We start from the raw sequence: 25907 nt of genomic DNA, 5'->3' as shown, positions 1-25907 counted from the left end.
GCGGCGGCGGTCGGCTCGTTGATGATGCGGCTGACGTTGAGGCCCGCGATCTCGCCGGCCTCCTTGGTCGCCTGGCGCTGGTGGTCGTTGAAGTAGGCCGGGACCGTGATGACGGCGTCCGTGACGGTCTCGCCCAGGTAGGCCTCGGCGTCGCGCTTGAGCTTCTGCAGGATGAAGGCCGAGATCTGCTGCGGGTTGAACGACTTGCCGTCGATGTCGGTCGACCAGTCCGTGCCGATGTGGCGCTTGACCGAGCGGATCGTGCGATCGACGTTGGTCACGCCCTGACGCTTCGCGACCTCGCCGGCGAGGACCTCGCCGTCCTTCGAGAAGGCGACGACCGAGGGGGTCGTGCGCGCGCCCTCGGCGTTCGCGATGACGGTGGGCTCGCCGCCCTCGAGCACTGCGACGACCGAGTTGGTGGTTCCGAGGTCAATTCCGACCGCTCTTGCCATGGTGTTTCCTCCTGCTGTGGGTGAAATCGGGGAACTTCAAGAATGGGTGTCATCTGACTTGAGTCCGACCTTATCAACTTCACCCAGCACTCCAAAATTCCGCCCCGGTCACATCCGCGATAGTTTTCTCCACATGCGCTCCCTTCCCCGCCACGCGGCGACCCTGACCCTCCTCGCCGGCCTCGTCCTCGCCGGATGTGGGGGCGGTGACAGCGACGACAGCTCCGGCGACGGCGGCAAGGACGCGGCGAGCGCCGCCCCGGCCAACGGCGCCGAGCCCGCCGACGGCGACACGATCAAGGGCAAGGGCTACGCCTTCAACGCCCCCCAGGGCTGGGAGGTGCCGAAGCAGGAGATCCCCGGTACCGAGCAGACCGACACGTTCGTCGCCGACCTGACCGACGCCGATGGCTTCGCCGACAACATCAACGTCATCCGCCTGGACCCCGCCCCGATCAAGGACCTCGACCCGCTCGAGACGGCTCTCATCAAGGAGCTGGAGGGCGCCGGCGCCAAGGACGTCACGGCCGGCGACCGGCTCGACGTCGACGGCGACCCGGCGGTCCACATCTCCTCGAAGCTGACGCAGCAGGGCGCCTCCTACCTGACGGAGCAGTACAACCCGATCCACGACGGCGTCTCGTACGTCGTGACGTTCTCCTTCAGCACCGATGTCTCGCAGTCGGACCGCGACGAGACCGCCGCGTCGGTGCTGGCCAGCTGGAAGTGGGCCGCCTGATCCACGGCGTCAGCCTTCCCGGAGCCACCACGACGGGAGCAGCCGGTCGCTGATCGCCGCGAACTGCGCGAGGTCGGGGTCAGGGAGCGCCAACCTGGACGCCGACGCGCAGGCGGCGACAGGGGATCTGCCTCTAGGGTGACGGGATGAGCGACGATCGCATCAACCAGCTGGCCGAGACCGTGCACGCCCTCGTGACCGAGATCGCGACGCACCAGATCACCCGCGAGATCGCACACCTCGCCGAGATCGAGGTCGACACCGCCACGTCGGACGTCCCGGTCGCGCCGGAGGGCTACGACACCCCACCGTCCGGGGTGGTCGTGACGACGCACGTGCTGGCCCGGTCGCGGGACGTCCCCGCCGCGACGACCGAGACCCGGGTCGCGGTGTGGGCCGCTACCTCGGGCGAGCCGCGCCTCGTCGTGACCCGCTCGGAGGACGACAAGGTGCTCGAGATCGCGGCCGCCGACCTCGAGCCCGAGCCCTCGGCGCACCTGCGCGCCCAGGTCAACGACTACGTCGCCCTGATCATCGCCCACATGGTGACGCACCTGAACGTCGCGATGCAGCGCTCCTACATCCGCGAGTCCGAGGGCGACGTCACCGAGTACGAGGGCTGATTGCCGCGATCCGGGTGATGTCCTTCGACTCGGCCGCGTCACCGTGCCCACGGCAGCCGGTCGCCCCTCGACACACCCCCGCCGGAGTGCTCTCAACCCGCGCGGGTCAGACCGACTCGCCGGAGTCCCGCAGCTCGGCCAGGAGGTCCTCGCGCTCGGTCAGCATCGACGCGAGGATGCGGCGCCCGGAGAGCAGCAGCTGCGCGACATCGGGCGTCGCCAGCGTGTAGCGGACGACCGAGCCCTCCCGCGACGACGTCACGATCCCGGCCCGGCGCAGCACGGCGAGCTGCTGGGAGAGGTTCGACGACTCGACCTCGATGTCGGCCAGCAGCTCCCGCACGGGGCGCGGCCCGTCCTGGAGCAGCTCGAGGACGCGGATCCGGACGGGGTGCCCCAGCGTCCGGAACAGCTCGGCCTTGGCCTGGTAGAGGGGCACGTGGGGGGACATGCGGGGCCTCCAGACGGGGATGTCGGGTATCTCACTTGCACTTGCAGACTACATGACTTGAAGAAGTCTTCAATTGAGGTAGCGTGCTGGGAGATCCGTTAGCCTCGGCGAGCTGGGGCAACTCCAACCGAGAGGACCGCACGCCATGGCAGACGTCGAAGCAGCACTGGACTTGGCTGGACTGAAGAACCCGAAGGTGCGCGAGTACGTGCGCTACTGGGCGGACCTGACCGGCGCCGACCGCGTCGAGGTCGTCAGCGCTGCTGATGACGCGCGCCTGGTCAAGGAGGCGCTGGAGGCCGGAGAGCTCGAGCCCGCCGGCGAGGGGCTCTACTACTCCCGCAGCTATCACAAGGACACCGCCCGCTCCGAGGAGCGGACGATCGTCGCGACGAGCGATCCCCAGGACAAGGGCGTCTACAACAACTGGCGCCCCGCCGAGGAGATGACGCCGATGCTCGAGGACCGCATGCGCGGCGCCTCGAAGGGCAAGACGATGTACGTCATCCCGTACCTGATGGCGCCTCCCGGCAACGCCCTCGCCCCGTACGCGACCGGCGTCGAGCTGACCGACGCTCGCACCGTCGTGCTGCACATGATCCGCATGTCGCGGGTCGGCGTGGAGTACCTCGAGGACCTCGAGGACCCCAACCAGTTCGTCCGCGCGGTCCACGTGACCGGCGACCTGGAGAACCTCGGCCAGGGCACCCCCGACGACCAGCGCTACTTCGTGACGGTCGCCGACCAGCGCACGATCCTGCACTACGGATCGTCCTACGGCGGCAACGCCCTGCTCGGCAAGATCGCCCACGGCCTGCGCCAGGCGGCGTACGACGGCTGGGCGTCCGGCAAGTTCCTCGCCGAGCAGTACATGCTGATCGGCATCAAGGACAAGCAGACCGGCAAGACATACCACATCTGTGGCGGCTTCCCGAGCGCCTCGGGCAAGACCAACCTCGCGATGATGCTGGCCCCCGACTCGCTCGGTGACCGCTACCACGTCTCGTTCTACGGCGACGACATCGCGTGGCTGTGGGTCGACGAGGCCAGCGGCAAGCTCTACGGCATGAACCCGGAGTACGGCGTCTTCGGCGTCGCGAAGGACACCAACGAGGTGACCAACCCGACCGCGCTCGCGTCGATCGCCGAGGGCACGCAGGCGATCTTCACCAACATCGCCTACAACCCCACGACCCGCGAGGTCTGGTGGGAGGGCCGCACGCCCTCGCCGCCGGCGGACTCGACGGGCTGGCTGGACTGGAAGGGCAACCCGATCGATGACCGGACGCCCGAGCAGGCCGGCGACCCGTGGGCGCACCCCAACAGCCGCTTCACGACGACGCTCGACAACGTCCCCAACATCGCCGACGACTACAACGCCGCCGCCGGTGTGCCGATCGACGCGATCATCTTCGGTGGTCGCACCCGTGACCGCGAGCCGCTGATCCGCGCGATCCACGACCTGGCCGAGGGCGTCTACGACGGCCTGACGCTGGGCGCCGAGGCGACGTCGGCGGCCGAGGGCACCGAGGGCGTGCTGCGCTACGACCCGATGTCGAACCGTCCGTTCATGGCGTACGGCGAGGGTGACTACGCCGCGCACTACCTCAAGATCGTGGGCGCCGCGAAGGAGCAGCCGATCTTCGCGCACGTCAACTGGTTCCAGCGCGATCCCGAGGACGGCCACTTCCTGTGGCACGGCTACCGCGACAACCTCCGCCCGCTGCTGTGGCTCCTGCAGCTCAAGAACGGCGAGGTCACGGGACGCCAGACCCCGGTCGGCATCATCCCGAGCGAGGACGAGCTGCAGCTCGAGGGCATGAGCACGAGCCCCGAGGACCTCGAGACGATCCTGTCGATCGACATCCCCCGCTGGAAGCAGGAGATGGCGCACCGCGAGGAGCACCTCAAGCAGTTCGAGAACCTGCCCGAGGCGATCTGGGAGGCCCACCGCCGCGTCGCGGCGGCGCTCGACGAGGCCTGACGAGGGGCGGCGGTCACACCTTCGCGGTGTGACCGCCGCACATCGCGTCGCTGCTGAGGCAGTCGTCGCAGCGGACCATCTGACGTACGCACGACACGTCGCCACAGTCCGCGACGTGGTTGGTCGCCCCGCCGCACCGGTCGCACGCACCGACCAGGGCCGCGTGGTCGGAGAAGTCCATCGTGATGCGGTCGTCGAAGACGTACAACGAGCCCTCCCAGAGGCCGTCGTCTCCGTACGCCTCGCCGTACGTCGCGATGCCGCCGTCGAGCTGGTAGACCTCCTGGAAGCCGCGGTGCCTCATCAGCGGGGTCAGCACCTCGCAGCGGATCCCGCCGGTGCAGTAGGTCACGACGGGCTGGTCCTTGAGGTGGTCGTACGCCCCGCTGTCCAGCGCGGCGATGAACTCCCGCGTCGTCTCGACCGGCGGCCGGATCGCCCCGGCGAAGCGGCCGACGGCCGACTCGATCTGGTTGCGGCCGTCGAAGAACACGACGTCCTTGGCCGCGACCAGGTCGTGCAGCTCGGCCGGTGTCAGGTGGGTGCCGCCGTCGACGACGCGGGACCCGTCGACCTGCAGCTCGTCGGGCGCACCGAACGTCACGAGCTCGTCGCGGACCTTGACGCTGAGCCGTGGGAAGTCGGCCGTCGTGCCGTCCTCGAGCGCACGGCCCTCGCTCCACTTGAAGTCGATGTCCTTGAACGGGGCGTAGGCGCGGGTGCCCTTGACGTACTTCTTGAGCTGCACGACGTCACCGCCGAGGGTCGCGTTGATGCCGTCCTTGGACACGATGATCCGGCCGCGGACGTCCAGGGACTCGCACAGCGCGCGCTGCCACAGCCGGATCGCGTCGGGGTCGGCCAGCTCGGCGAAGCCGTAGAAGAGCAGGACCTTGGGAGTTGCCACCCGCTGATTCTACGAGCCTCCGGCGAGGTCCCACGCCGTCCGGGCGTCGCCGTCCCAGCGCCGGGCAGCCCGGATCGTCCCTGCCAGCTCGCGCGGCCGCTCCGCCAGCAGCGCCAGCGCGGCGGCGAGCTGGTCCCGGTCGAGGCGACGGGCCAGCGTCACGTGGGGCGTCCACCGGCCGGGTGCCATGGTGCCGGGGCTCGCCGACAGGTCGCCCAACGCCGATTGAACGGCGACGTGCAACCCGATCAGCTCCGCCGACGGGACCACGACCCGCGACAGGATCGACGTGCGCCCCGGGAAGACCAGCAGGCCACCGAGCCCGATCGGGCCGCCGATGCCGTAGCCGACGAAGCCCAGGGCCCGCTCCGCCTCGGGCGTCAGCCGCTCCGCCACGGCGAGGGTCACGTGCGGGGCGTTGGACGGGCCGGTGTGGCGCGCCTGGCTCGGCAGGCCGGCGGCGCGGAGCCGCTCCCACTCGACGCGGACGTCGCGGTCGAGGACCTCGTCGACGAGGAGCTCGACCGACTGCACCATGCGTCTATCGTCGACGACATGACCCAGCTGCACCACCTCGACGCGACCGACCAGGCCGCCGCGCTCCGGGCACGGGAGGTGTCCTCGGTCGAGCTGGTCCGGCACCACCTCGACCGGATCGACCGGATCGGCCCGCAGCTGGGCGCGTTCGTCACGGTGACGGCCGAGCGCGCGCTCGAGCGAGCGGCGGTGGCCGACGCGGCGCTCGCCGCGGGTGACGCTCCCCCGCTGACGGGAGTCCCGACGGCGTTCAAGGACCTGACCTTCACGCGCCACACCCCCACGTCGATGGGCTCGGTCGCGATGCGGGACTTCGTGCCGCCCGTCGACGCGTACGTCGTCGGGCTGCTCGAGCGGGCCGGGCTCATCAGCCTGGGCAAGACCAACACTCCCGAGTTCGGGCTGTCGTCCTACACCGACAACGACGTGGTCGGCCCGACCCGCACCCCGTGGGACCTCGCGCGCAACGCCGGCGGGTCCAGCGGCGGTGCTGCCGCGGCGGTCGCGGCCGGGCTCGTCCCGTGGGCGCAGGGCAGCGACGGCGGCGGGTCGATCCGGATCCCGGCGAGCGCGTGCGGGATCTTCGGGTTCAAGCCGAGCCGCGGCCGGGTCAGTGCCGGACCGGCGGGCTCGGACTGGAGCGGTCTGGCCGGTGACGGCCCGCTGGCCCGCACGGTCCGCGACGCTGCGGCCCTGCTGGAGCTCATGGCCCATCCCATGCCGGGCGACATCCGCCCGCTGCCCGATCCGCCGGTCGGGTATGTCGAGCAGGTGGCACGACCGCCGCGCCGGCTGCGCATCGCGCGCTGGTCCGCCACCCACCTCGCGGACATCTCCCCCGGACCTGACGCCCTCGCCGCATGGGACCACGCCTCCCGGCTGCTGGAGTCGCTCGGCCACGAGGTCGTGGACCTACCCAACCCGTTCCCCCAGGCGCTGGAGCCCCAGTTCAACGTGATCTGGTCGAGTGGGATCGCGGCGGCGCCGCTCCCACCGGAGGCCGAGGCGGTCCTGCGGCCCAACACCCGCTACTGGCGCGAGCGCGGCGGGCGGACATCCGCCGTCGAGCTGACCCGGGCGATGCAGTTCCTCGAGCTGACGACGCGCCAGGTCGTCACGGACCTGCAGGCGTACGACGCCTTCCTGACGCCGACCCTCGCCCTGCCTCCGCAGCCCGTCGGGTGGTTCAACGAGTCCGGCGACCCGGTCGAGGACCACCACCGCGAGCTGCTCTTCACGCCGTACACCGCGCTCTACAACATGAGCGGCCAACCGGCGGCCAGCCTCCCCCTGCACTGGACCGACGCGGGCCTGCCGGTCGGGGTCATGCTGGCGGCACACCCCGGCCGGGACGGTCTGCTCTTCAGCCTCTGCGCGCAGGTCGAGGCCGCCGCACCGTGGCACGACCGGCGGCCGCCGGGCTTCGACTGACGACGTCTCGGAGCGTGAGGCGGTGCGAGACTACCTGGCGACGGCCCTGGTCGCCTTCGAGGTCCTGGTCACGGTCGTGTAGCCGACCTTCTTCCCGGTCACCTTCACCGTGAGCTTCTTGCCCTTGTACGCCTTGGCGATCTTGTAGGTCCGCGACGTCGACGACTTCGTGATCGCCGTGGTGCCGGCGTACCAGCGATACGTCAGCGCCGTGCCCGAGGTCCACGTGCCGGCGGCCGCGGTGAGCGTCCTGCCCACCTTGGCCGTCCCGCTGATGGTCGGCGTCTTCGCCACGAGGATGCCCTTGGCGACCGTGGACGCCACGGACTCCCTGGCGACCGCAACATAGCCGGCCTTGCTGCCCGTCACCGTGACGGTCAGCTTCTTGCCGTCGGCACTCGCGGGGACGGCGTACGACGGGCCGGTCTGTCCCGTCGACACGTCGTCGAGCCGCCAGTCGTACGTGAACGACGTGCCGGAGGTCCATCCACTCGTCATGGCCGACACCGTCTCGGCGACCCGGACCGCTCCCGAGATCGTCGGGGCCCCGGACGTCAACGTGCCCAGCCCGACCGTGACCGGGGACGACTCCTTCATCAGGGACGTGTAGCCGGGCTTGGTCCCCGTGACCCGCACGGTCAGGCTCTTTCCACCGGCCGTGGCGGGGATGGTGAAGGTCGCGTCGACCGCGCCGGTCGAGACATCGTCCAGTCGCCAGTCATAGGCGAGCGTCGCGCCCGACGTCCAAGCACCGGGGCTCACCGTGACCGCCCGACCTGGGGACGAGGTCCCGGCGATGCCGGGCGCGGCGGATGACGAGAGGGTTCCCGGGCCCACCGGAGAGCCCGCGGAGTCCCGAGTCGCCGAGGCGTAGCCGGCCTTGCTCCCTGTGACCTTCACCGTCAGCGTCTTGCCGACCGCTGAGCCCGGAATGTCGAACGATGAACCGGTCTGCCCCGTCGACACGTCGTCGACTCGCCAGTCGTACGCGAACGACGTGCCGACGCTCCACCCGTTCGTGGTCGCCGAGACGGTCTCCCCGACCTTGACCATTCCGGAGATGCCCGGTGCGGCAGAGGTGACCTGCGGCTGCCCGAGCTCGACCGTGACCTTGGTGGTCGCCCCGATCGAGTTGACCGTGACCTTCAGCTGGGGACTGGGCGAGAATGAGTTCCCGACACCATGCGCGCCGACCTGCCGCGGTGTCGTGCCCTCGACGAACGGTCCTGTCGTGGTCATCAGATAGGTCGCATCGAGCCCGGCCTGGCGCTCGACGACGACGCCGGTCGGATAGGTGGGAGCGGGGCTGCCCAGCGAGTAGGCCGATCCGTAGAACGCGCCCGCGTCCCGCCCGGTCCGCGCCCGTGAGTCGATCGAGTAGGTGATCCCCGTCGACGGATCGGTCACGAGCAGTCCTCGGAGCCCGGTCGCGGCCGACCGTGGGGCCAGGTCGAAGCTCTGCGTCAGGCTCGTCTCACCAGAGGCCAGCTCGACGGTCGAGACCTCGGCCGACGTCGTCAGCCCCAGCTCCGCACGGTAGAGCGTGCCCAGAGCCGGCGGCGTGAACGCGGTTCCGCCGATCGACAGCCCCATCGGGCTGTAGAGGTCGAAGTACTCACAGATCGTCGGGCCCGCGCAGGTGTCGAGGTTGGCGTGGAGCAGACCGAAGTTGTGACCCAGCTCGTGGGCGCCGGTCGACCGGAAGGTCTGCGGGTCGTACGTCAGGATGCTCGGGCCGCCGCTCGCGAGGGACGAGCCGATCGTCGCGACGCCGACCGGACCCGCGTGTCCGCATTCCTCACCGACCAGCACGATCAGGTGGTTGCCCGGATCGTCGAAGTTGACGCTGGGGAACAGAGTGAGTGCGTCGTTCCAGATCGTGAACGGATCATTGAGGCCACACCCCTGGCTGGGCGTGTAGTCGGCAGCCGAGTCGTACCCGAGGATCGGTCCGACCCGGCCGAACGACGAGATCCCCCCGTCGGACTCGGTGACCCAATAGCTCAGCATGGCGTCGACCGCCGCACCGATCGAGGCGTCGTCACCGTCGACCGATCCCTGGTCGGTCATCTTGACGACGTAGGCCCGGTGCGCCGAGGGGGTCACTGTCGCGCCGGTGTCACCGGCCGGGATGACGGTCGCATCGACCACCGGCATCGGGAGGCTCTCCGCGACCGCGACCGCGAGTGCCGCGCTGCCGGCCTTCGACTCCTGGTCCACCGTGCTGCCGGCGTCTGGAAGGAGGTCTCGGGACTCGAGCTCGCGGGCCACGGCCCCACGGATCACGAGCTCGCCGCTGAACTGGCCGTCGGCGGGCAGCGCTCGCCTGGAGGTGACCGGCACCAGCAGACCGTCGTCCAGCCGGACCGCGTAGACCGAGGCGCTGCTGGGGTCGTCACCGAAGTGGTCGATCTCGGCCCGTGCGACCGTGCCCTCGACCGCCACCGTCGCCGTGCTCGCAGCGGGATCGTCCACCGCGGCTGCTGCAGGTGCCGCCGGCGCGAGCAGCCCGACCAGGAGTGCGACGAGAGCTGCCTGTGGGCGAAGGGACATGGTGCGAACTCTACGGAGGACCGGACGCCCCGTCTCAGGCATTCACCGATTGCGATGTCCCCGTGGACCCGGTGGGCGGTGCGCTGGCGTCAGCTGCGGGCGGTCATCACGATCGGGTCACCCTCGGTGATCGCGATGGTGTGCTCGACGTGCACTCCGCGGGAGCCGTCGGCGCTGCGGATCGTCCAGCCGTCCTCGTCCATGCGGATCTCGTCGGTCGTGTGGAGGAACCACGGCTCGATCGCGATGACCAGGCCCGGCTTGAGGGGCAGGCCGCGGCCGGCCTTGCCGTCATTGGGGATGTGCGGGTCCCCGTGCATCGTCCGACCGACCCCGTGCCCACCGAACTGGGTGTTGATCGTGAGCCCGTGGGACCGACCGACCGCTCCGATCGCCGCGGAGATGTCGCCGACGCGGTGGCCCGGCCGGGCGACCGCGATGGCGGCGTCGAGCGCCTCCTGGGCGTGGTCGATCAGCCGCAGGTCCTCCTCGCGCGGGGTGCCGACCGCGACGGTGACGGCGGAGTCGCAGACCCACCCGTCGACCGACACCGCGAAGTCGAGGCTCACCAGGTCGCCGTCGCGCAGCTTGTACTTGTGCGGCAGGCCGTGCAGGACGGCGTCGTTGACCGAGGTGCACAGCACCTTGCCGAACGGCATCGCGCCGAAGGAGGGGTGGTAGTCGATGTAGCAGGACTCGGCGCCGCGCTCGCGGATCATGTCGTGGGCCAGGGCGTCCAGCTCGAGCAGGTCGACACCGACGGCCGCCTTCTCCGACAGGGCCGTCAGCACGGAGGCGACAAACGCCCCCGCGGGACGCATCTCGTCGACCTGCTTGGGCGTGAGGAGCTCGATCATCGGCCATCCTTCGAGGTCTGGGAGTCGTGGGAGTGGGCCTGGGCGAGGCCGACCTGGGTGATCGCGACGGCGGCGACGATCGCGACGGTGCCGACCAACGCCATGGGATCGCTGCCGAAGACCCGATCGCCCGAGGCGGTCGCGACCGACGACACCAGCGAGGCGCCGCCGAGCAGGCCCAGCACCATCGAGGCGGTCGTGTGGCGCGTCGCGTCCTGTGACCAGCGGTGGTAGGTGACGCCCGCGACGACGACGGCGGCCAGGGCCACCAGGACGCGCAGCAGGACGGCGGCCGACGACAGGTCGGCGGACGTGTAGAGGTCGAGGACGCAGGCGACCAGCACGATGGCCTCGGCCACCCCCAGCATGGCGAATCTCTGGACGTTCTTCACGGACTTCCTCCCTCGACGGAACGCCTGCCAGCCTACGCGGCAGCGCACCCCGGTCGTCGCCCGCGCCGACCCCACCGGCCGCGACCAGCGGCTGGGGTGGGTCAGCGCCTGGGCCGGACCACCGTCTGGACCTCGCGGACCGGGACGGCGACGTCCTGCCACGGGCTCGAGAAGGTGTCCGGGATGCCCGCCACCGTGATGGGCGTGCCGCCGTTCTCGATCACGAGGTCGTACGTCAGCCGCATGCGAGCCGGGTACGCCGTCGAGCCGTCAGGCGCCGTGGCCGCGCCCTTCACGCTGGCGCGCCGGTAGGTGTAGGAGCAGTCGTCGGACTTCTCGACCACGAACGGGCAGGTCATGACGCCGGAGCCGTCGCCGGGGTCGACCTCCATGCGGTCGGGCGTCGCGATGGCGCGGACCGCCCCGGCCGAGGTGCCGATGAGCTCGTCGGTCGTCGCGCCGTCGGCCCACCACCAGGTCGGGAGGTTGACGTACGTGCGGGTCGGCGGGTTGAACACGAGCTGGTACGCCGGGAACTTCAGCGAGCCCACCGCCTGCCGGGCGAGGTCCGGCAGCGATGGCCCCTCGTCGTCCTTGGTCCAGTACCACTTGTCGGTCCCGTCGGCGCAGGCCTTGTAGGCCAGGTGGTACTCGTCACCGGGCTTCTTGCCGGCGCCCAGCCCGGGGGTGTCCTCCTCGTTGGCGGCGGGGTTGTTTCCCCAGCACGCGACCTTGCCCTCACAGAACTCGGTGTAGGGGGACTTGCTCAGGTCGCACGTCGGCTTGGTCGGTCCGCTGCCGTCACCGTCGCCGTCGCCGTCGCCCGCACCGTCGGTGCCACCCGTGTCGCAGTCCTCGCCGTAGTCCACGGTGTCGTCGGTCGTGCCACCGGACGTGTCGCACGCCAGCGCAGGGGACGCGACGGACACCAGGACCCCGGCCGAGAGGATCGCGGTCAGGAGGGCGACGACGAGTCGCTTCGTCACCGTCATGAGCAGTCCTTCGCCCTCTCCTGGCCCTTCGTCAGACCGGTGTCGGTGATGATCCAGGTGTCACCCGTCCGGGTCGCCGTCAGGCCGAACGGACGGTTGCCCGTCAGGATCGGCTTGAGGGCCTCGCCGTTCTTCTCGGCCGTCCAGCCGTCCTCGTCGATGCAGTGGGAGACGACCGCCGTCGTGCCGTCGACGGAGACCTCGACGGCCGTGATGCTGGGGCCACCGACCCGATTGATGCCCTGGTCGGCGTAGTTGTCGAGCTTGCGAAACTCGTTCTCCAGGAACGAGCCGCGAGCGACGCCCTTGAACTGGGCGCGATCGGTGTCGGCGCTGTTCTCCGCCTGGGTCACGGTGTCCCAGTACTGGCTCACGAGGTCCTTGACCTCGGCCGAGGCGTCAGGCGTCGCCGAGGCCGACGGGGTCGAGCGCGGCTCGTCCTTCGGCTCGGACCCTCCGGAGCAGGCGGACACGGCAGTCAGTGCGAGCATCGTGGAAGCGACGACCAATGCACGCTTCCCGCCCCCGAGCGAGAGATTCACATCCAGAGGCTACCAACTGCCGCGATTGCACGCGAAATCTCCGGGATCCCGGGGCTCAGCCCTCCAGCGACGTCCGGAACCGCTGCATGCCGTCGACCCAGTGATCCGTGTCCGCGGCCTTGCGGGCGTACATCGTGCCGACCTCGGGGTGCGGCAGGGCGAAGAACCGACCCTCCTCGATCGCGGCCAGCAGCGCATCCGCGACATCGTCCGGCGTCAGCGTCGAGCCGGCGCTGACGACCGAGGTCATCGCAAGTCGCGCCTCCGCGTCCTCGCTCGCCTCGCCCTCGGCCAGCATGTCGGTCCGGACCCCCATGGGGCACAGGCAGCACACCTGGACCCCGCGGTCGCCGTACGTCGCGGCGAGCCACTCGGCGAACCCGACCGCGGCGTGCTTGGTGACCGAGTACGTCGGGGAGCCCAGCTGGGTCAGCAGGCCGGCGGCCGACGCCGTGGTGACGAAGCAGCCGCCGCCGTTGTCGAGCCACGCCGGGACCAGTGCCCGCGCGGCGCGGACCTGGCCCATGACGTTGACGTCCCAGCCCAGCGCCCACTCGTCCTCGTCGGCGTCGAGGCCGAACCCGCGGAACACGCCGGCATTGGCGACGAACAGGTCGACGGGGCCGGGGGCGGCGGCGAGCAACGCGGCGACATGGCCCTCGTCCGCGGCGTTGCCCGCCACGAGCGCGACCCGGCCCGGGTGGTCCTGCTCGAGCCGCTCGGCCGTCACCCCCAGCCGTACGCCGTCGAGGTCACCCAGCACGACCGACGCGCCGCGCTCGAGGAGGCGGCGGGCGATGGCCTCGCCGATGCCGCTCGCCGCCCCCGTCACGACCGCGGTGGCGGTCGAGAGCTCGACCGTCACCGGTGCTTCTTGAGCTCGGTGCGGGCCAGCGCGTTCTTGTGCACCTCGTCCGGACCGTCGGCGAAGCGCAGCGTCCGCATCCCGGCGAACCACTCCGCGAGCGGGAAGTCCTGGGACAGCCCGCCGGCGCCGTGCACCTGGATCGCCTTGTCGAGGATCCACTCGACGGCCGCCGGTGTCGCGATCTTGATGGCCTGGATCTCGGTGTGCGCGGCCCGGTTGCCGGCCGTGTCCATGAGCCACGCGGCCTTGAGCGTCAGCAGCCGCAGCTGCTCGATCTTGACCCGCGACTCGGCGATCCAGTCACGGACGACGCCCTGGTCGGCGATCGGCTTGCCGAACGCGACCCGCTCCAGCGCGCGCCGGCTCATCATCTCGACGGCGCGCTCGGCGATGCCCAGCGACCGCATGCAGTGGTGGATGCGGCCGGGCCCGAGGCGCGCCTGGGCGATCGCGAAGCCCTCGCCCTCGCCCGCGATGAGGTTGGCGGCGGGCACCCGGACGTCGGTGAACCGCATCTCGGCGTGGCCGCCGTGGTCACGGTCGTGGTAGCCGAAGACGCGCATCCCGCGGATGATCTCGAGGCCGGGGGTGTCCCGCTCGACCAGGATCATCGACTGCTGGCGGTGGCGGTCGGCCTCCGGGTCGGTCTTGCCCATGACGATGAAGATCTTGCAGTCCGGGTTCATCGCCCCGGTGATCCACCACTTGCTGCCGTTGATGACGTAGTCGTCGCCATCGCGCACGATGCTCATCTCGACGTTGGTGGCGTCCGAGGACGCGACCTGCGGCTCCGTCATCGCGAACGCCGAGCGGATGTCGCCGGCGAGCAGCGGCTCGAGCCACTTCTTCTTCTGCTCGTCGGTGCCGAACATGCTCAGCACCTCCATGTTGCCGGTGTCGGGGGCGGCGCAGTTGAAGACGGCCGGGGCCATCTGGATGCTGCGGCCGGTGATCTCGGCGATCGGGGCGTACTGCAGGTTGGTCAGTCCGGCCCCGTGCTCGCTGGGGTCGAAGAAGTTCCACAGGCCCTGCGCCTTGGCCTTGGCGCGCAGCTCCATCACGATCGGCGGGAACGTCCACCGGTCCTGGGCGACGCTGTCCTCGATCTGCTGCTTCAGGGTCGCCTCGGCCGGATAGACCTCGGCGTCCATGAACGCCTCGACCTTCGCGACGAGGTCCAGGGTCTTGGCGTCGTGTCCGAAGTCCATCTCAGGCACCGGCCATGACGTAGACGACCTCGGCGATGCAGACCGGCTTGTCGGCGCCCTCGCGCTCGACCACGAACTGGATCACGATCTGCGTGCCGATCGCGATGTCCTTGGTCTCGAGCAGCGTCGCGGTCGCCCGGAGGCGGGAGTCGACGGGGACGGGGGACGGGAAGCGGATCTTGTTGGCGCCGTAGTTCATGCCGAACGCCAGGCCGTGGATCTCGTAGATCTCGGCGCCGAACACCGGCAGCAGGGACAGCGTCAGGTAGCCGTGGGCGATCGTGGTGCCGAACGGGCCGGACGCGGCGCGATCGGGATCCACGTGGATCCACTGGTGGTCGCCGGTCGCGTCGGCGAAGGTGTTGATCTGCTCCTGCGTCACGGTGAGCCAGTCACTCGTGCCGAGCTCCTCACCGGCCGCGGCCTTGAAAGCTTCCAGGGTGTCGAACACGCGGGGCATACGGGGACCTCTCAGTAGGTAAGCGCTTGCTTAGTTGGCACCCTAGCCCGTACGCCCCTCCCCGCGCCAGAGGTGAGCCCGCCGTGCCGGTGGATCCTCAACCCCCTCGGCGCCTTGAGGTTGAGAAGTCACCGTCACGGCGAGGCACCGCCACCGGGTCAGAGGAGCAGGCGGGCGACGACGGGGACGGCGCCGAGCAGGGCGGCCACCACGATCCCCCCGGTGTCGAGCCGGGTCCACGGCGCCGGCTCGGCCCACGTGCGGCGCTGCGCCGTGGCGAAGCCGCGGGCGTCCATCGCGATCGAGGTCGCCGTCGCCCCGCGCATCGCCTGCACCAGCAGGGCGAACGACATGTTGGCGGCGTACGCCCCCGTGGCGACCGGATTGCGGCTCGGTCCGAAGCCGCGCACCCGGCGGACGCGCTCGAGCTGCTGCCACGCCAGGCCGAACGTCGTGAACTTCTGCAGCGCCGCCGCGAACGCCGCGACCAGACGGGGCGGCACGTGCAGGCGCTGGGCGGCGTAGTCGGCGAACCTCGACGGGTCCAGGTAGCCGGCCATGACCGATCCCGGCCACGCCAGGACCACGATCCGCAGGCCCGCCGTCAGCGCCTCCTCGACGTCCCGGCCACCGAGGCGCCACGTCGAGTAGACGATCGTGACGGCGGCGATCGCCGTGAACCCGAGGCACGCCAGCGGATAACGCCAGCCCGGCAGCAGGATCGCCGCAGCGAGGACGTACGCCGCCAGGGCCACCAGCGCGACCGGCAGGCTGCGGATCCAGAACGAGCCGAGCAGGGAGAACAGCCCGACCGACAGCTGGACCAGCGGGTTGACCCGCAGCACGAGGGTCCTCATCCGACGACCCCCGCCCGCAGCGCGACCTCGACGTCGCAGGCCAGGTCCGGGTCGTGCGTCGACAGCCCCACGGCGGCCCCGGCCGACCGCGCGGCGCCGATCCAGCCCGCCACGGCAGCCCAGGTGCCCGGGTCCTGGCCGACCGTCGGCTCGTCGAGCAGCACCAGGCCCGGGCGGTGGGCCAGCGCCGCGGCGATCGCGAGCCGGCGCTGCTCCCCCCCGGACAACCGGTACGGATTGGACTGCGCGAACCCGGCCAGCCCGAACACCTCGAGGATCGCGGCGACGTCGACCGGCCGCTCGGTGCGCTCCGGCGTGCGGCGGACCTCGTCGGCGACGGTCTGGGCGAGGAACCCGTGCTCGGGGTTCTGCGGCACCCAGCCGACCGCGGCGGCCAGGTGCCGCGACCGCCAGCGGTGCAGGTCGGGCGTCACGGTGCCCGCGCCCGGCTTGACCAGGCCGCCGAGGACCGCGACCGCGGTGGACTTGCCGGCACCGCTCGGCCCGGTGAATGCCGTCGTCGCTCCGGGCCGCAGGGCAACCGTCAGCCCCGTGAGCGCCCGGGTGCGCTGGGTGCCGCGCAGGGTCCGCAGCACGAGCTCGACGTCGACGTCCGTCGCCTCGACCGTGAGGGCGTTCCCGGCAGGCGCGACGAGCGACGCGGGCACCGCCAACGGCTCGGGCACCGCCGTCCCGGGCATCCACACGCCGGCCGGGGCGGGGCCCGCGAGGAAGGACGCGACCGACCCGTCCGACATGATCTCGCCACCCGATGACAGCACGACGACCCGGTCGACATGTGGCAGCCACGGCTCGATCCGGTGCTCGACCACGATCATGGTCCGCCCCGCGGCGGCCGTGATGATGGCGTCCCGGACGGTCGTCGCGGTGTCGGAGTCCAGCATCGAGGTGGGCTCGTCGAGCAGCAGCAGGTCGGGGCGCATCGCGAGGACCCCGGCCAGGGCCAGGCGCTGCTGCTCGCCCCCCGACAGCGCGCCGGTGAGGTGGTCACGCCCGTACGCCAGCCCGACCGCCTCGAGCGCCGCGTCGACCCGCGGCCAGATCGCGTCGCGGGGCAGCGCGGCGTTCTCCAGCCCGAAGGCGACGTCCCGGCCCATGCGCTCGGCGACGATCGCGTCGGCAGGGTTCTGCAGGAGCAGGCCGAGTCGGCCGTCGACCTCCGCCGACCCCTCGAGGTCGCCGGCGATCGTCGTCCCGAGCGCGCCGGCGAGGCCGTGCAGGAGCGTCGACTTGCCCGCCCCGGAGGGGCCGACGAGCAGGACCCGTTCGCCGGGCTCGATCGTGAGATCCAGCCCGGCGACGACGGGTTCGCGCCGCCCCAGGGGGCGCCACGTGAAGCCCGTGAACCGGGCCCCACCGCGGGACACCTAGACCTCGGTGACCTGCTCGCGCCCGGCCGGGAAGGCGTCGAGGACACCGGCCCGCGCGAGAGCGCGCACCAGGGCGTACCCCCCGACTCCCGCCACGAGCGCGCCCGACAGCATGAAGAAGCCGAGGTGGGCGAGCTTGTCGCCGAAGCTGTAGTCCGGGATGTAGGCGTGCCACTCGTAGAACGACTCGAAGGCACCGGAGGCGGCTCCCGCGAGCGCCGCGACGACGACGCCGAAGCGGGTGTAGAGGAACAGCAGGACGATCAGCTCGGCGCCGAGGCCCTGCCAGAAGCCCGACGCGAACACGCTGAAGCCCCACTGCGTGCCGCCGACGATGAACGTCGAGACGGCCGCTGCGAGGAACTCCGTCGCGAACGCGGCACCGGGCCGGCGGATGATCAGGCCGCCGACGACGCCGGCGGTCAGCCAGACGCCGCCGAGCAGGGCCGTGGTGGGCGGGTAGGAGAAGACCGCCCACGCGCTGATCGGCTCGTAGAGCTTGCCCCAGCCCCAGAAGATGACGCCGAAGGCGACCGCCAGGGTGGTGATGGTGACCAGGTCGATCGTGCGGTAGCGCACGTCGAACCGGGTCCTGGACGTGGTTGCAGAACTCATCGTGACTCCCTTCGCCGGTATTAGCCGGAGCAGGTTCAAGGGTCTGCGGCTGATCCGCACTCTCAGCGCCCTCTGCTGTGGCGCTCCCCTGTCGTGTGGATCGACCATAACCCACACCGCCCCACCCCGATCCGCGAGTGGCGCAGAAGTGAGAGTCTGAGACGGCGAGTCGTGCAGATCTGCGCCACTCGGGGTCCGGTGTGCGCCACTCAGCGACCGGTCAGGACGTTCCCGATCCTCGCGAGCCGGCTGGGATGCGTCAGGCCGCGGTCCTCGCGGCGGTCCGCCGCGCGGTAGAGGCCGTACATCGCCCGCACGCCGAGCCACCGCAGCGGCTCGGGCTCCCACCGGCGTACCGACCGGTTGACCCAGGGCAGCGCGGTCAGCTCCGACTCGCGGCCGAGCGTCAGGTCCGCCAGCGTCCGGCCGGCCACATGGGTCGTGGTCAGACCGCTCCCGACGTATCCACCCGCCCAGCCCAGCCCGGTCGCCGGGTCGAAGGTGACGCTGGCGCACCAGTCACGCGGCACGCCGAGCACGCCGCACCAGGCGTGGTCGATCCGCGTCCGGCGGGTCGCGGGGAACATGTCGTGCAGCGTCGAGGTCAGCGACTCGATCGTCCAGTCCTGGGTGCGCCCGTCGACGTCGGTGCGCGAGCCGAACCGGTACGGGATGCCGCGCCCCCCGAGCGCGATCCGCCCGTCGGCGGTGCGCTGGGCGTAGCAGTACGCATTGGCCTTGTCCCCGAGCAGCTCGGCGCCGGTCCAGCCGACGTCGTTCCACACGGCGTCGGACAGCGGCTCGGTCACGATCATCGCCGAGTTCATCGGCAGCCAGGTGCGGCGCTGGCCCGCGATGCCGGCGGTGTAGCCCTCGAGGCAGCGCAGGATCCTGGGCGCCCGGACGGTGCCACGGTCCGTCGTGACGACGCCCGGCTCGATCCGGGAGGCGCGGGTACGTTCGAGGATCCGCACGCCGCGTCGCTCGACGGCCTGCGCGACCCCCGCGACGAGCTTCGCGGGCTGCACCCGGGCGCAGTGCGGGCTGAACGTCGCTCCGCGCGCGCCGCGGACCGACAGCCGCGCGGCCAGCTCGTCGGCAGTGAGCTCACGCTGGTGCTCCTCGCCGATGCCCCAGGCGGCGTCCTCGGCGAGCCCCTCGCGCAGCCGGACCAGCTGTGCCTCGGACCGGGCGACGTACAGGACGCCGTCCTTGACGATGTCGGCGTCGATGCCCTCGACCCGGCACACCTCGATGACCTCGTCGACGGCCTCCTCCATGGTCCGGACGAGCGCCCGGACGCCGTCGCGGCCGTGCGTCGCTGCGTACCGCTTTTTGCTGCCCGCCAGCTCGGCCGAGAGCCAGCCGCCGTTGCGGCCCGACGCCCCGAAGCCGGCGAACTCGGCCTCCAGCACGACGATGTCGAGGGACGGGTCAGCGGCGGCGAGGTGGTACGCCGTCCAGAGGCCGCTGAGCCCTCCGCCGACGATGCAGACGTCGCACGTCAGGTCCCCGTCGAGGGCGTCACGGCGTGTGGGGCTGCCGACCTGCTGCCACCAGAACGAGACATGACCGTTGATCACGTCTCCATGCTGCCACCGTTCGGCCGGCGCGTGCCGGCACGCCGACGGGGAGGGACCCGGAAGGCCCCTCCCCGCGGCGCGGCTGCTGGACGACCAGCTGCCGGACTACCTGGTGATCTTCACCGCCTTCGCCGGGCTGGTGGCACCGCTGTAGCTGCCGTCGCCGGAGTAGACGGACTTGATCGTCGCGGTGCCCTTCTTGGACACCGAGACCTTCGTGCTGACGACGCCCTTGCTGGCCGCGGTGACGGTCAGGGTGCGGGTCAGGACGTACGAGCCGCCCGACTTCCTGACGTAGACCTTGACGGTGCCGGTCGGGTAGGTGCCCGCCGTCGCGCCGGCGATGCTGGTCTTGACCGTGAAGGACTTGCCCTTCTTGACCTTGGACGTCGTCGTGATGCCGGCCGTCGTCGCCTTCTTGGTCACGACGTGCTGCGCCGTGGCGACACCGCTCGCCTCGACCTTGTCGGTGCCGTTGAAGACCGCCTCGACGTCGTACGTGCCGGCGGCGAGCTCCTGGGGCAGCGAGAACGTCGCCGTGTCGGAGCTGCTGAGGGCGACGTCGAACGAGGTGTCGCCGTAGGAGATCGTGACCGTCCCACCGTCACCGTTGGCGACCGCGACCGAGCCCTTGACCCCCGTGCCGTACACCGAGGTGTCCGCCGCGAGGACCATCGCGATGCCCGACTTGCCCTTGGTCAGGGTCAGCCCCACGACGTTGGACTCCGAGCGCTGCGCCGACGCGGTCTGGCCGAAGACCGCCGTGAAGGAGTGCTCACCGGCCTTGAAGCCGGCCGCGACCTCGAGCGTCGCCGTGCCGTCCTCGACGTCCGCGACGCCGAGCGACGTGGTGCCGTCGAAGAACTCGACGGTCCCGGCCGTGTCGGGTCCCGTGACGTCAGCGGTCAGCGTGGCGCTCTCGTTGATCTCCGGGATCTCCGGGGACAGCGCGAGCGTCGTCGCGGTGCCGTTGAGCACCTCGATCGAGCCCTTGGACGTGAAACCCGTGCCGGAGCCGACGGCCGTGACGGCCGTCGTCCCGATCGCGGCGTCCGCCGGCACGGTCGCCGCGAGCACGACCTTGCCGCTGGCGTCGGCGATGGCCGAGCCCAGCGAGGAGGCGCCGAGGCCGAAGGCCACGGACTCGCCCGAGCGGTAGCCCGATGCCGTGACCGTCACCGGGTCGCCGGGTGCCGGCGTCTCGTCGCTCACCGCGAGCGATCCGGTCGTCCGCGAGACGGCGAGCTCGTCGCACGCATCCCCCTGGACGCCCGCCTCGGGCAGTGCCACGGCCGATCCCGTCACACCGTCGTCCTCGCGGACGATGAGGTTGTCGAGCGCATGCGCGCCCATGATGCCGCCGGAGGTGTTGATGACCGACGTCTTGATCACGGTGCTGTTGGTCGAGCTGGCCAGCTTGTCACCCAGGATCGGCGACGAGACGACCTGGCACGTCTCGCCCGGGGCGAACGTGACCTTCTCCATCGTGATGCCGCCGCGGCCCGTGGCCGACCCGAGGGTCGAGACGTAGCCCGTGACCGCCTTGGAGGCCTTCTTGTCCAGGTAGACCGCGATGTCGGCCGTGCCGGGGGCGCTGCCCTCGGCGACCGACGTCCCGCGGACGTTGATCGTCGGCTCGGTCGTGATCTTCGGCGTTCCCACCGAGGACGACTCGAACGCGAGGTCCGAGAGGTAGACCGCTCCGGACGGCGTCGTGTCGGCACCCGTCGCCGCGGCGAACCGCACCTCACGGATGTCGGACAGGTCGAGACCGGCGTCCTTGAGCGCCGCCGTCGGGACGTTGACCTGCTGCAGGACGAGCTTCTTGAGCAGGGTCGACGTCGACGCCGGGAGGCGGTTGACCGCCAGCGGGTTGAGCGCCGAGACCTTCGAGCTGTACGTCGTGCCCTCGTCGTCGATGACGCTGAGGGTCAGGTCCGTACCGGTCGGGACCGACTCGTCGGCCGCCATCTTGACCGAGAGCCGCTCCGCGTCACGCGCGTCGCGGGCCTTGGCCGGCAGGGTGACCCGCAGCTCGCTGGGCGTCGTGCCCGCGGTGAGGGCCGTCCACGCCAGCTTGGTGACCGGTGTCGCGGGGACGTTGCCGCCGTTGCTCGCCGGGGTCCAGTGCGGAGCCGCCGAGGTGTTGATCGACGTCGTGCACGTCGGCAGCGTCTGCGGGACCGTCCGCGCGGCCGCGCTGGCGCACACCGTGGCCGAGGCCGAGCCGACGGGGCGGACCAGCGAGCTGGTCGCCTCGAACGACGTGATCGTCGTGCGGGCCGAGGCCGGAGCCGTCGACACGCTGCGGACGTCCTCGCCGTCGAGCACGGCCGGGACCGCGCCCGATCCGTCGAACATCGGCAGGAACTGCTTCTCGCCACCGAGGGTCAGGCGGAACCAGCCGGCCATGTAGGCCGTGCCGGTGTCGTACTGCTCCTGCGCGGTCATGCGGATGTTGGTCGTCGAGCGCGGTCCGCAGACCGCGTCCGTCGAGGTCGCGCCCCAGTCGTCGCTGGTCGAGTACGCGTACACGCCCGGCGTCCACACCGAGTTGAAGAAGTTGTGGTTGGCGCCCATCGCCCACACGCCGCTGCGCAGCGAGTCGTCGCCGAACGCGTAGCGCGAGTCGTCCAGCATGTGCTGACCCTGCTGGTTGGAGACGTCGCCGTCGCAGTAGGGCAGGATCACGTTCATCGCGACGTTCGGCACCGTCATGCGGGCGAAGTCGACCGGAGCGAGCGGCAGGATCGTCTTGATGCCCCACGGCTTGTCGAGCGCCTGGTTGAGCGTCGCCGCCGAGGTGACACCCTCACCACCGCGCGAGTGGCCCATCATGCCGACGTTCGTCAGGTCGAACCGGCCGAGCAGGTCGGACGGGCTCATGGCCTGCGTCGTCTGGGTCAGGCCCGGCAGCGGGCTCTGGTCGGCCAGCGCGTCGGCGAGCGTGACGTCCTTGTCCTTCTGTGCGTCGTGGTACGACACCGACTCGCCCTTGTTGGCCTTGTCCAGCATCGACAGCGTGTCGAGCAGGAGCCGGCCGCGGGCCTGCGCGCCCTGGTCGAGCGCGAGCTGGTTGTCGTTGGAGTTGATCGCGTTGGCCGCGACCGAGACGACGGCGTAGCCGTGGCTCGCGAGGGCGCGGGCCGTGCCGTCATAGCCGGCGAAGCTCGGGACGTTGATCTGGCCGGGGTTGCACGGCCAGCGGGTGGCCGGTGTCGTCCCGGTGCTGCAGGAGGTGTGGCGGCCGTGCAGCAGGAGCACGGTCGGGCGTTCGCCACCGGTCGTGGGCAGGTAGATCTTGCCCTGCATCTCGCCCTTGATACCGCCGATCGCGGCCAGGTCGATCGCCTGGGTGCCGAAGTTGTAGACCGACTCGGTGACGTCGTACGTGCCGGTCGAGGACGGGTTCTCGTCGAGCGGCTCGGCATCGACCGCCTCCACGGCGGCCGCCGCCGTGCGCGCCTGGGCGCCGCCGGAGGGCTTGCTGAACCAGCCGGCCTCGACGTCATCCGCCGAGGTCACGCCGGCGTCGGTCGTGAACACCGACAGGCTCCGGCCGTCGGCGGACTCCGTCGCGAGACCGATCGACGAGCCGTCGACCTCGATCGTCGGCGCGTCCGAGATCATCGGCAGCTTCTTGTCCAGGTCGACCGTGACGAGATAGCCGCCGGGCGCCTGCACCACGGTCCAGTCGGACCCGGAGGCCAGCTCGGCGTCAGCGGCCGAGGCGATGGACGGTAGCGAGACGAGGGGGATGGTCACGAGGGTGGCCGCCAGGCACGCCCTCCATCCGTGACGTCGTTGAGTGAACAACACACAGCTCCTTACGGGGGTTGACACCCTCCGGGCAAAGGTCGACCGCGTCGACCGCGCCGGCTCGGGCGGAAGCCCTCAGCGTCGGGGGACTCGGTTAACCACTCGTTTCGGCCGACGTGACGACAGTGTTTCGCGATGGGCTCTCGCGTAAACAAATGCGGCGGCGGTTTGTCATGACATCTGCTACCCGTCCCGCGGGCGAGCCGCCGCCGACCCCGACGTGAGGCGATCGGGAGCGTCGCCCCACCGGGGATAGGACAGAATGTCGGCATGTCCGTGCGCACCCCTGACCCCAACCCGGGATGGCTCCCGGACTTCGCCCTCGACGAGACGCGCGCCCGCGTCCCGATCCTGTACGTCGAGGCCGTCCCGGTCCGGATCAACCCGCTGGGCGAGGTCGAGTCGGTCGGCGTCCTCCTGCGGGGCTCGTCGACCACCGGCGTCATGACCCGGACCCTGGTCTCGGGCCGCGTCCTGCACGGCGAGTCCGTCCGGGAGGCGCTGCTGCGCAACCTGGAGAAGGACCTCGGGCCGACCGCGTTCCCGCAGCTACCGGTGACGACCGTGCCGTTCTCGGTCGCCGAGTACTTCCCACTGCCCGGGGTCTCGCCGCTGTACGACCCCCGCCAGCACGCGGTCGCGCTGGCGTACGTCGTCCCGGTCACGGGTGACTGCAACCCGCGGCAGGATGCCCTCGAGCTGACCTGGCTGACCCCGGCGGAGGCCGCGATGCCCGAGGTCCTCGACGACATGGAGGGCGGCCGCGGCTCGCTCCTGCGAGAGGCCCTCGCCTCGGTCGGCGCCCTCCCCCGCTGACCACTCCGCGACGGGCGTATCCTGAATCCTGAGACGATTTGTATCAGGATGTGGACATGACCGAGGCCGACCTGCGGGCACCCAATCGCTGGCTCATGCTCGCGGTGTCGATGCTGGGCCAGGTCGCCGGGACGATCTTCGTCAACGGCGCCCCGTTCCTGATCCGCTACCTGACGACCGAGCGTGGGCTGAGCCTCCCGGAGGCGGGCGCCGTGGCCGCGGCCCCATTCGTCGGCGTCATGGTGACCCTCGTGCTGTGGGGCGTCGTCGTCGACCGCATCGGCGAGCGCGCCGCGATGACGATCGGCCTCGCGATCGTGACCGTCGCGGCGTGCGGCGCGAGCTTCTCCTCGTCCCTGGTCGGGCTCGCGGGGTGGTTCGTCCTCGGCGGCATCGGCGCCGGCAGCACCAACTCGGCCAGCGGCCGGATCGTGGTCGGCTGGTTCCCCGCCCACCGCCGCGGCACCGCGATGGGCATCCGGCAGACCGCCCTGCCCCTGGGCGTCGGCGTCGCCGCGCTGCTGGTGCCCAACCTGGTCGAGTCCGACGGCCTGCGGACGACGCTGCTGACGATCACCGCGGTGTGCGCCGCGGCGACGGTCCTGTCGGCGCTGCTGATCGTCGACCCGCCCCGGCCGACCCGCGCCGAGGCCGCCGACCGCGGGCAGCTCGCCAATCCGTACCGCCGCGACAACCGGCTGACCCGCATCCACCTCGCCTCGGCGCTGCTGGTCGTCCCCCAGTTCACGGTCTGGACCTACATGCTGGTCTGGTTGATCGACGACAAGGGCTGGTCGACGCTCGCCGCGAGCTCTCTGGTCGCCGCGACCCAGGTGCTCGGCGCGGCCGGCCGCATCGGCGCGGGCTGGTGGTCCGACGCCGCCGGCAGCCGCCTCGGCCCGATGCGGGTCGTGGCGATCGCCGCGACCGCCCCGATGCTGGCGCTGGGACTGCTGTCCGGCACCCCGCTCGGCATCGCGCTGATCGTCATCGCGACCGCCGTCACGGTCGCCGACAACGGGCTGGCGTTCACCTCGGTCGCCGAGATCGGCGGCCCGTACTGGTCCGGCCGGGCGATGGGCTTGCAGAACACGGGGCAGTACGTCGTGTCGGCCCTCGTGCCGCCGCTCGTCGGCTCGGTCATCGACGGGCACGGGTACGCCGTGGGGTTCGCGGCCGTCGCGCTGTTCCCCCTGCTCGCGATCCCGCTGGTGCCCGTGCGTGGGGAGCACCCCACCGACACCGTGTGACCTGCGCTGCAGCCTCCGCGCTTTGGCAAGCCTTAGTCGGCGACGACTTGGGCGACGAGATACTGTCAGCCAAACTGTCAGGGTCGTCGCACAAGGAAATGGGGCCTTCATGCAGGTCGTCGCGATCGTCGTCGCGCTCATCGTCACCGCCGTGGCACTGCCACTCATCACCAAGGCCGTGGCGGACATGCTCAAGGTCCTGCGGACCGGGCAGCCGCTGATCGGGCGCCGGGACCAACCGGTCAAGCGCACCGTCAACATGCTCGTCGAGACGTTCGGGCACACGCGGATGATCCAGAAGCGCTGGGTCGGCATCATGCACTGGTTCGTCTACGCGGCGTTCATCTTCCTCAGCACCGCGGTGCTGCAGGGCTACTTCCAGCTGTTCAACCCCGAGTTCGCCTGGCCGGTCTTCGGCCACTGGTACCCGTACGAGTGGGCCGCCGAGGCGCTCGGACTGCTCAGCACGATCGGCATCCTCTACCTGATCCTCGTGCGTCAGCGGAACCACCCGCGCTCGCTCGGCAAGAAGAGCCGCTTCTTCGGCTCGACGTTCTGGCAGGCGTACTTCGTCGAG

The 25907-nt window shown here is 71.0% G+C and carries 23 protein-coding genes, 1 pseudogene and 1 riboswitch; of the genes and pseudogenes, 7 read left to right on the top strand and 17 right to left on the bottom strand.

From position 1 onward, the window contains the following. On the bottom strand, positions 1-455 hold a 455-nt coding region (locus JWQ91_RS05875; RefSeq protein ID WP_297781918.1), incomplete at its 3' end, for an Hsp70 family protein. A gap of 133 nt (positions 456-588) precedes the next feature. On the opposite strand from JWQ91_RS05875, the gene JWQ91_RS05870 reads away from it, so the two are divergent. Next, positions 589-1194, top strand: a complete 606-nt coding sequence (locus JWQ91_RS05870) for a hypothetical protein (protein WP_297781916.1) — start codon at positions 589-591, stop codon at positions 1192-1194. Positions 1195-1340: 146 nt separating this feature from the next. Continuing rightward, positions 1341-1817 carry a hypothetical protein gene (locus tag JWQ91_RS05865; RefSeq protein ID WP_297781914.1) on the top strand — a complete coding sequence of 159 codons (477 nt, stop codon included), beginning with the start codon at positions 1341-1343 and terminating at the stop codon, positions 1815-1817. A 106-nt stretch (positions 1818-1923) separates the two neighbouring features. Here the strand turns inward: JWQ91_RS05865 and JWQ91_RS05860 are convergent, their stop codons facing one another. Further along, positions 1924-2268, bottom strand: coding sequence for a metalloregulator ArsR/SmtB family transcription factor (locus JWQ91_RS05860; protein ID WP_297781912.1), 345 nt, complete (start codon positions 2266-2268; stop codon positions 1924-1926). A gap of 145 nt (positions 2269-2413) precedes the next feature. Here JWQ91_RS05860 and JWQ91_RS05855 point away from each other — a divergent pair, with 145 nt between their 5' ends. Next, on the top strand, positions 2414-4252 hold the full coding sequence (locus tag JWQ91_RS05855) for a phosphoenolpyruvate carboxykinase (GTP) (protein ID WP_297781910.1): 1839 nt from the start codon (positions 2414-2416) through the stop codon (positions 4250-4252). 13 nt (positions 4253-4265) lie between these two features. Here the strand turns inward: JWQ91_RS05855 and JWQ91_RS05850 are convergent, their stop codons facing one another. Beyond that, positions 4266-5159 carry a rhodanese-related sulfurtransferase gene (locus tag JWQ91_RS05850; protein WP_297781908.1) on the bottom strand — a complete coding sequence of 298 codons (894 nt, stop codon included), beginning with the start codon at positions 5157-5159 and terminating at the stop codon, positions 4266-4268. Positions 5160-5168: 9 nt separating this feature from the next. After that, positions 5169-5696, bottom strand: coding sequence for a 2'-5' RNA ligase family protein (locus JWQ91_RS05845; RefSeq protein ID WP_297781906.1), 528 nt, complete (start codon positions 5694-5696; stop codon positions 5169-5171). A gap of 18 nt (positions 5697-5714) precedes the next feature. Here JWQ91_RS05845 and JWQ91_RS05840 point away from each other — a divergent pair, with 18 nt between their 5' ends. After that, positions 5715-7127: an amidase gene (locus JWQ91_RS05840; protein ID WP_297781904.1), complete on the top strand. Its 1413-nt coding sequence runs from the start codon at positions 5715-5717 to the stop codon at positions 7125-7127. Between the two features lie 30 nt (positions 7128-7157). Here the strand turns inward: JWQ91_RS05840 and JWQ91_RS05835 are convergent, their stop codons facing one another. The 13 genes from JWQ91_RS05835 to JWQ91_RS05775 form a co-directional block, all read right to left on the bottom strand. Continuing rightward, entirely contained in the window at positions 7158-9680 is a 2523-nt protein-coding gene (locus JWQ91_RS05835; RefSeq protein WP_297781902.1) for a hypothetical protein, read from the bottom strand. An 89-nt stretch (positions 9681-9769) separates the two neighbouring features. Further along, positions 9770-10537, bottom strand: coding sequence for a type I methionyl aminopeptidase (gene map / locus JWQ91_RS05830; RefSeq protein ID WP_297781900.1), 768 nt, complete (start codon positions 10535-10537; stop codon positions 9770-9772). Beyond that, positions 10534-10929, bottom strand: a complete 396-nt coding sequence (locus tag JWQ91_RS05825; RefSeq protein WP_297781899.1) for a hypothetical protein — start codon at positions 10927-10929, stop codon at positions 10534-10536. The genes map and JWQ91_RS05825 overlap by 4 nt, the downstream gene beginning before the upstream one ends. A 101-nt stretch (positions 10930-11030) precedes the next feature. Further along, positions 11031-11921: a hypothetical protein gene (locus tag JWQ91_RS05820; protein ID WP_297781897.1), complete on the bottom strand. Its 891-nt coding sequence runs from the start codon at positions 11919-11921 to the stop codon at positions 11031-11033. Then, positions 11918-12412, bottom strand: coding sequence for a hypothetical protein (locus JWQ91_RS05815; protein ID WP_297781895.1), 495 nt, complete (start codon positions 12410-12412; stop codon positions 11918-11920). The genes JWQ91_RS05820 and JWQ91_RS05815 overlap by 4 nt, the downstream gene beginning before the upstream one ends. A 106-nt stretch (positions 12413-12518) precedes the next feature. Further along, entirely contained in the window at positions 12519-13328 is an 810-nt protein-coding gene (locus JWQ91_RS05810; protein WP_297781894.1) for an SDR family NAD(P)-dependent oxidoreductase, read from the bottom strand. Further along, positions 13325-14539: an acyl-CoA dehydrogenase family protein gene (locus JWQ91_RS05805; RefSeq protein ID WP_297781892.1), complete on the bottom strand. Its 1215-nt coding sequence runs from the start codon at positions 14537-14539 to the stop codon at positions 13325-13327. Before JWQ91_RS05805 ends, JWQ91_RS05810 begins: the two co-directional genes overlap by 4 nt. A 1-nt stretch (position 14540) precedes the next feature. Beyond that, complete coding sequence (locus tag JWQ91_RS05800) at positions 14541-14999, bottom strand: MaoC family dehydratase (protein ID WP_297781890.1); 459 nt, start codon at positions 14997-14999, stop codon at positions 14541-14543. Between the two features lie 158 nt (positions 15000-15157). After that, on the bottom strand, positions 15158-15856 hold the full coding sequence (locus tag JWQ91_RS05795) for an energy-coupling factor transporter transmembrane component T (RefSeq protein WP_297781888.1): 699 nt from the start codon (positions 15854-15856) through the stop codon (positions 15158-15160). Beyond that, positions 15853-17244: an ATP-binding cassette domain-containing protein gene (locus JWQ91_RS05790; protein ID WP_297781886.1), complete on the bottom strand. Its 1392-nt coding sequence runs from the start codon at positions 17242-17244 to the stop codon at positions 15853-15855. The genes JWQ91_RS05795 and JWQ91_RS05790 overlap by 4 nt, the downstream gene beginning before the upstream one ends. Then, positions 17245-17862, bottom strand: coding sequence for an ECF transporter S component (locus JWQ91_RS05785; RefSeq protein WP_297781884.1), 618 nt, complete (start codon positions 17860-17862; stop codon positions 17245-17247). It lies immediately after the preceding gene. Then, positions 17852-17962, bottom strand: a riboswitch (TPP riboswitch). It overlaps the preceding gene by 11 nt. A gap of 109 nt (positions 17963-18071) precedes the next feature. Continuing rightward, a complete protein-coding gene (locus JWQ91_RS05780; RefSeq protein WP_297781883.1) occupies positions 18072-19445 on the bottom strand; it encodes an FAD-binding oxidoreductase in 1374 nt (457 codons plus the stop codon). A gap of 105 nt (positions 19446-19550) precedes the next feature. Further along, positions 19551-23210: an Ig-like domain repeat protein gene (locus JWQ91_RS05775; protein ID WP_297781882.1), complete on the bottom strand. Its 3660-nt coding sequence runs from the start codon at positions 23208-23210 to the stop codon at positions 19551-19553. 324 nt (positions 23211-23534) lie between these two features. On the opposite strand from JWQ91_RS05775, the gene JWQ91_RS05770 reads away from it, so the two are divergent. The 3 genes and pseudogenes from JWQ91_RS05770 to JWQ91_RS05760 all read left to right on the top strand — a co-directional run. Further along, entirely contained in the window at positions 23535-24080 is a 546-nt protein-coding gene (locus JWQ91_RS05770; RefSeq protein ID WP_297781879.1) for an NUDIX hydrolase family protein, read from the top strand. 56 nt (positions 24081-24136) lie between these two features. Continuing rightward, the gene (locus JWQ91_RS05765; protein ID WP_297781878.1) at positions 24137-25330 is read left to right on the top strand and encodes an MFS transporter; all 1194 of its coding nucleotides are present in this window, start codon (positions 24137-24139) and stop codon (positions 25328-25330) included. A gap of 109 nt (positions 25331-25439) precedes the next feature. Continuing rightward, positions 25440-25907, top strand: a pseudogene (locus tag JWQ91_RS05760) (Fe-S cluster protein); the annotation flags it as partial.

Source organism: Aeromicrobium sp. (assembly GCF_025965075.1).
GTDB lineage: Bacteria > Actinomycetota > Actinomycetes > Propionibacteriales > Nocardioidaceae > Aeromicrobium.
This window is presented reverse-complemented; position numbering and strand designations above follow the sequence as displayed.

Excerpts from the sequence above, each read along its gene's own strand:
- JWQ91_RS05870 (WP_297781916.1), top strand. The coding sequence starts at position 589 with ATGCGCTCCCTTCCCCGCCACGCGGCGACCCTGACCCTCCTCGCCGGC.
- JWQ91_RS05865 (WP_297781914.1), top strand. The coding sequence starts at position 1,341 with ATGAGCGACGATCGCATCAACCAGCTGGCCGAGACCGTGCACGCCCTC.
- JWQ91_RS05860 (WP_297781912.1), bottom strand. The coding sequence starts at position 2,268 with ATGTCCCCCCACGTGCCCCTCTACCAGGCCAAGGCCGAGCTGTTCCGG.
- JWQ91_RS05855 (WP_297781910.1), top strand. The coding sequence starts at position 2,414 with ATGGCAGACGTCGAAGCAGCACTGGACTTGGCTGGACTGAAGAACCCG.
- JWQ91_RS05845 (WP_297781906.1), bottom strand. The coding sequence starts at position 5,696 with ATGGTGCAGTCGGTCGAGCTCCTCGTCGACGAGGTCCTCGACCGCGAC.
- JWQ91_RS05840 (WP_297781904.1), top strand. The coding sequence starts at position 5,715 with ATGACCCAGCTGCACCACCTCGACGCGACCGACCAGGCCGCCGCGCTC.
- JWQ91_RS05835 (WP_297781902.1), bottom strand. The coding sequence starts at position 9,680 with ATGTCCCTTCGCCCACAGGCAGCTCTCGTCGCACTCCTGGTCGGGCTG.
- map (WP_297781900.1), bottom strand. The coding sequence starts at position 10,537 with ATGATCGAGCTCCTCACGCCCAAGCAGGTCGACGAGATGCGTCCCGCG.
- JWQ91_RS05820 (WP_297781897.1), bottom strand. The coding sequence starts at position 11,921 with ATGACGGTGACGAAGCGACTCGTCGTCGCCCTCCTGACCGCGATCCTC.
- JWQ91_RS05815 (WP_297781895.1), bottom strand. The coding sequence starts at position 12,412 with ATGCTCGCACTGACTGCCGTGTCCGCCTGCTCCGGAGGGTCCGAGCCG.
- JWQ91_RS05805 (WP_297781892.1), bottom strand. The coding sequence starts at position 14,539 with ATGGACTTCGGACACGACGCCAAGACCCTGGACCTCGTCGCGAAGGTC.
- JWQ91_RS05800 (WP_297781890.1), bottom strand. The coding sequence starts at position 14,999 with ATGCCCCGCGTGTTCGACACCCTGGAAGCTTTCAAGGCCGCGGCCGGT.
- JWQ91_RS05795 (WP_297781888.1), bottom strand. The coding sequence starts at position 15,856 with ATGAGGACCCTCGTGCTGCGGGTCAACCCGCTGGTCCAGCTGTCGGTC.
- JWQ91_RS05785 (WP_297781884.1), bottom strand. The coding sequence starts at position 17,862 with ATGAGTTCTGCAACCACGTCCAGGACCCGGTTCGACGTGCGCTACCGC.
- JWQ91_RS05770 (WP_297781879.1), top strand. The coding sequence starts at position 23,535 with ATGTCCGTGCGCACCCCTGACCCCAACCCGGGATGGCTCCCGGACTTC.
- JWQ91_RS05765 (WP_297781878.1), top strand. The coding sequence starts at position 24,137 with ATGACCGAGGCCGACCTGCGGGCACCCAATCGCTGGCTCATGCTCGCG.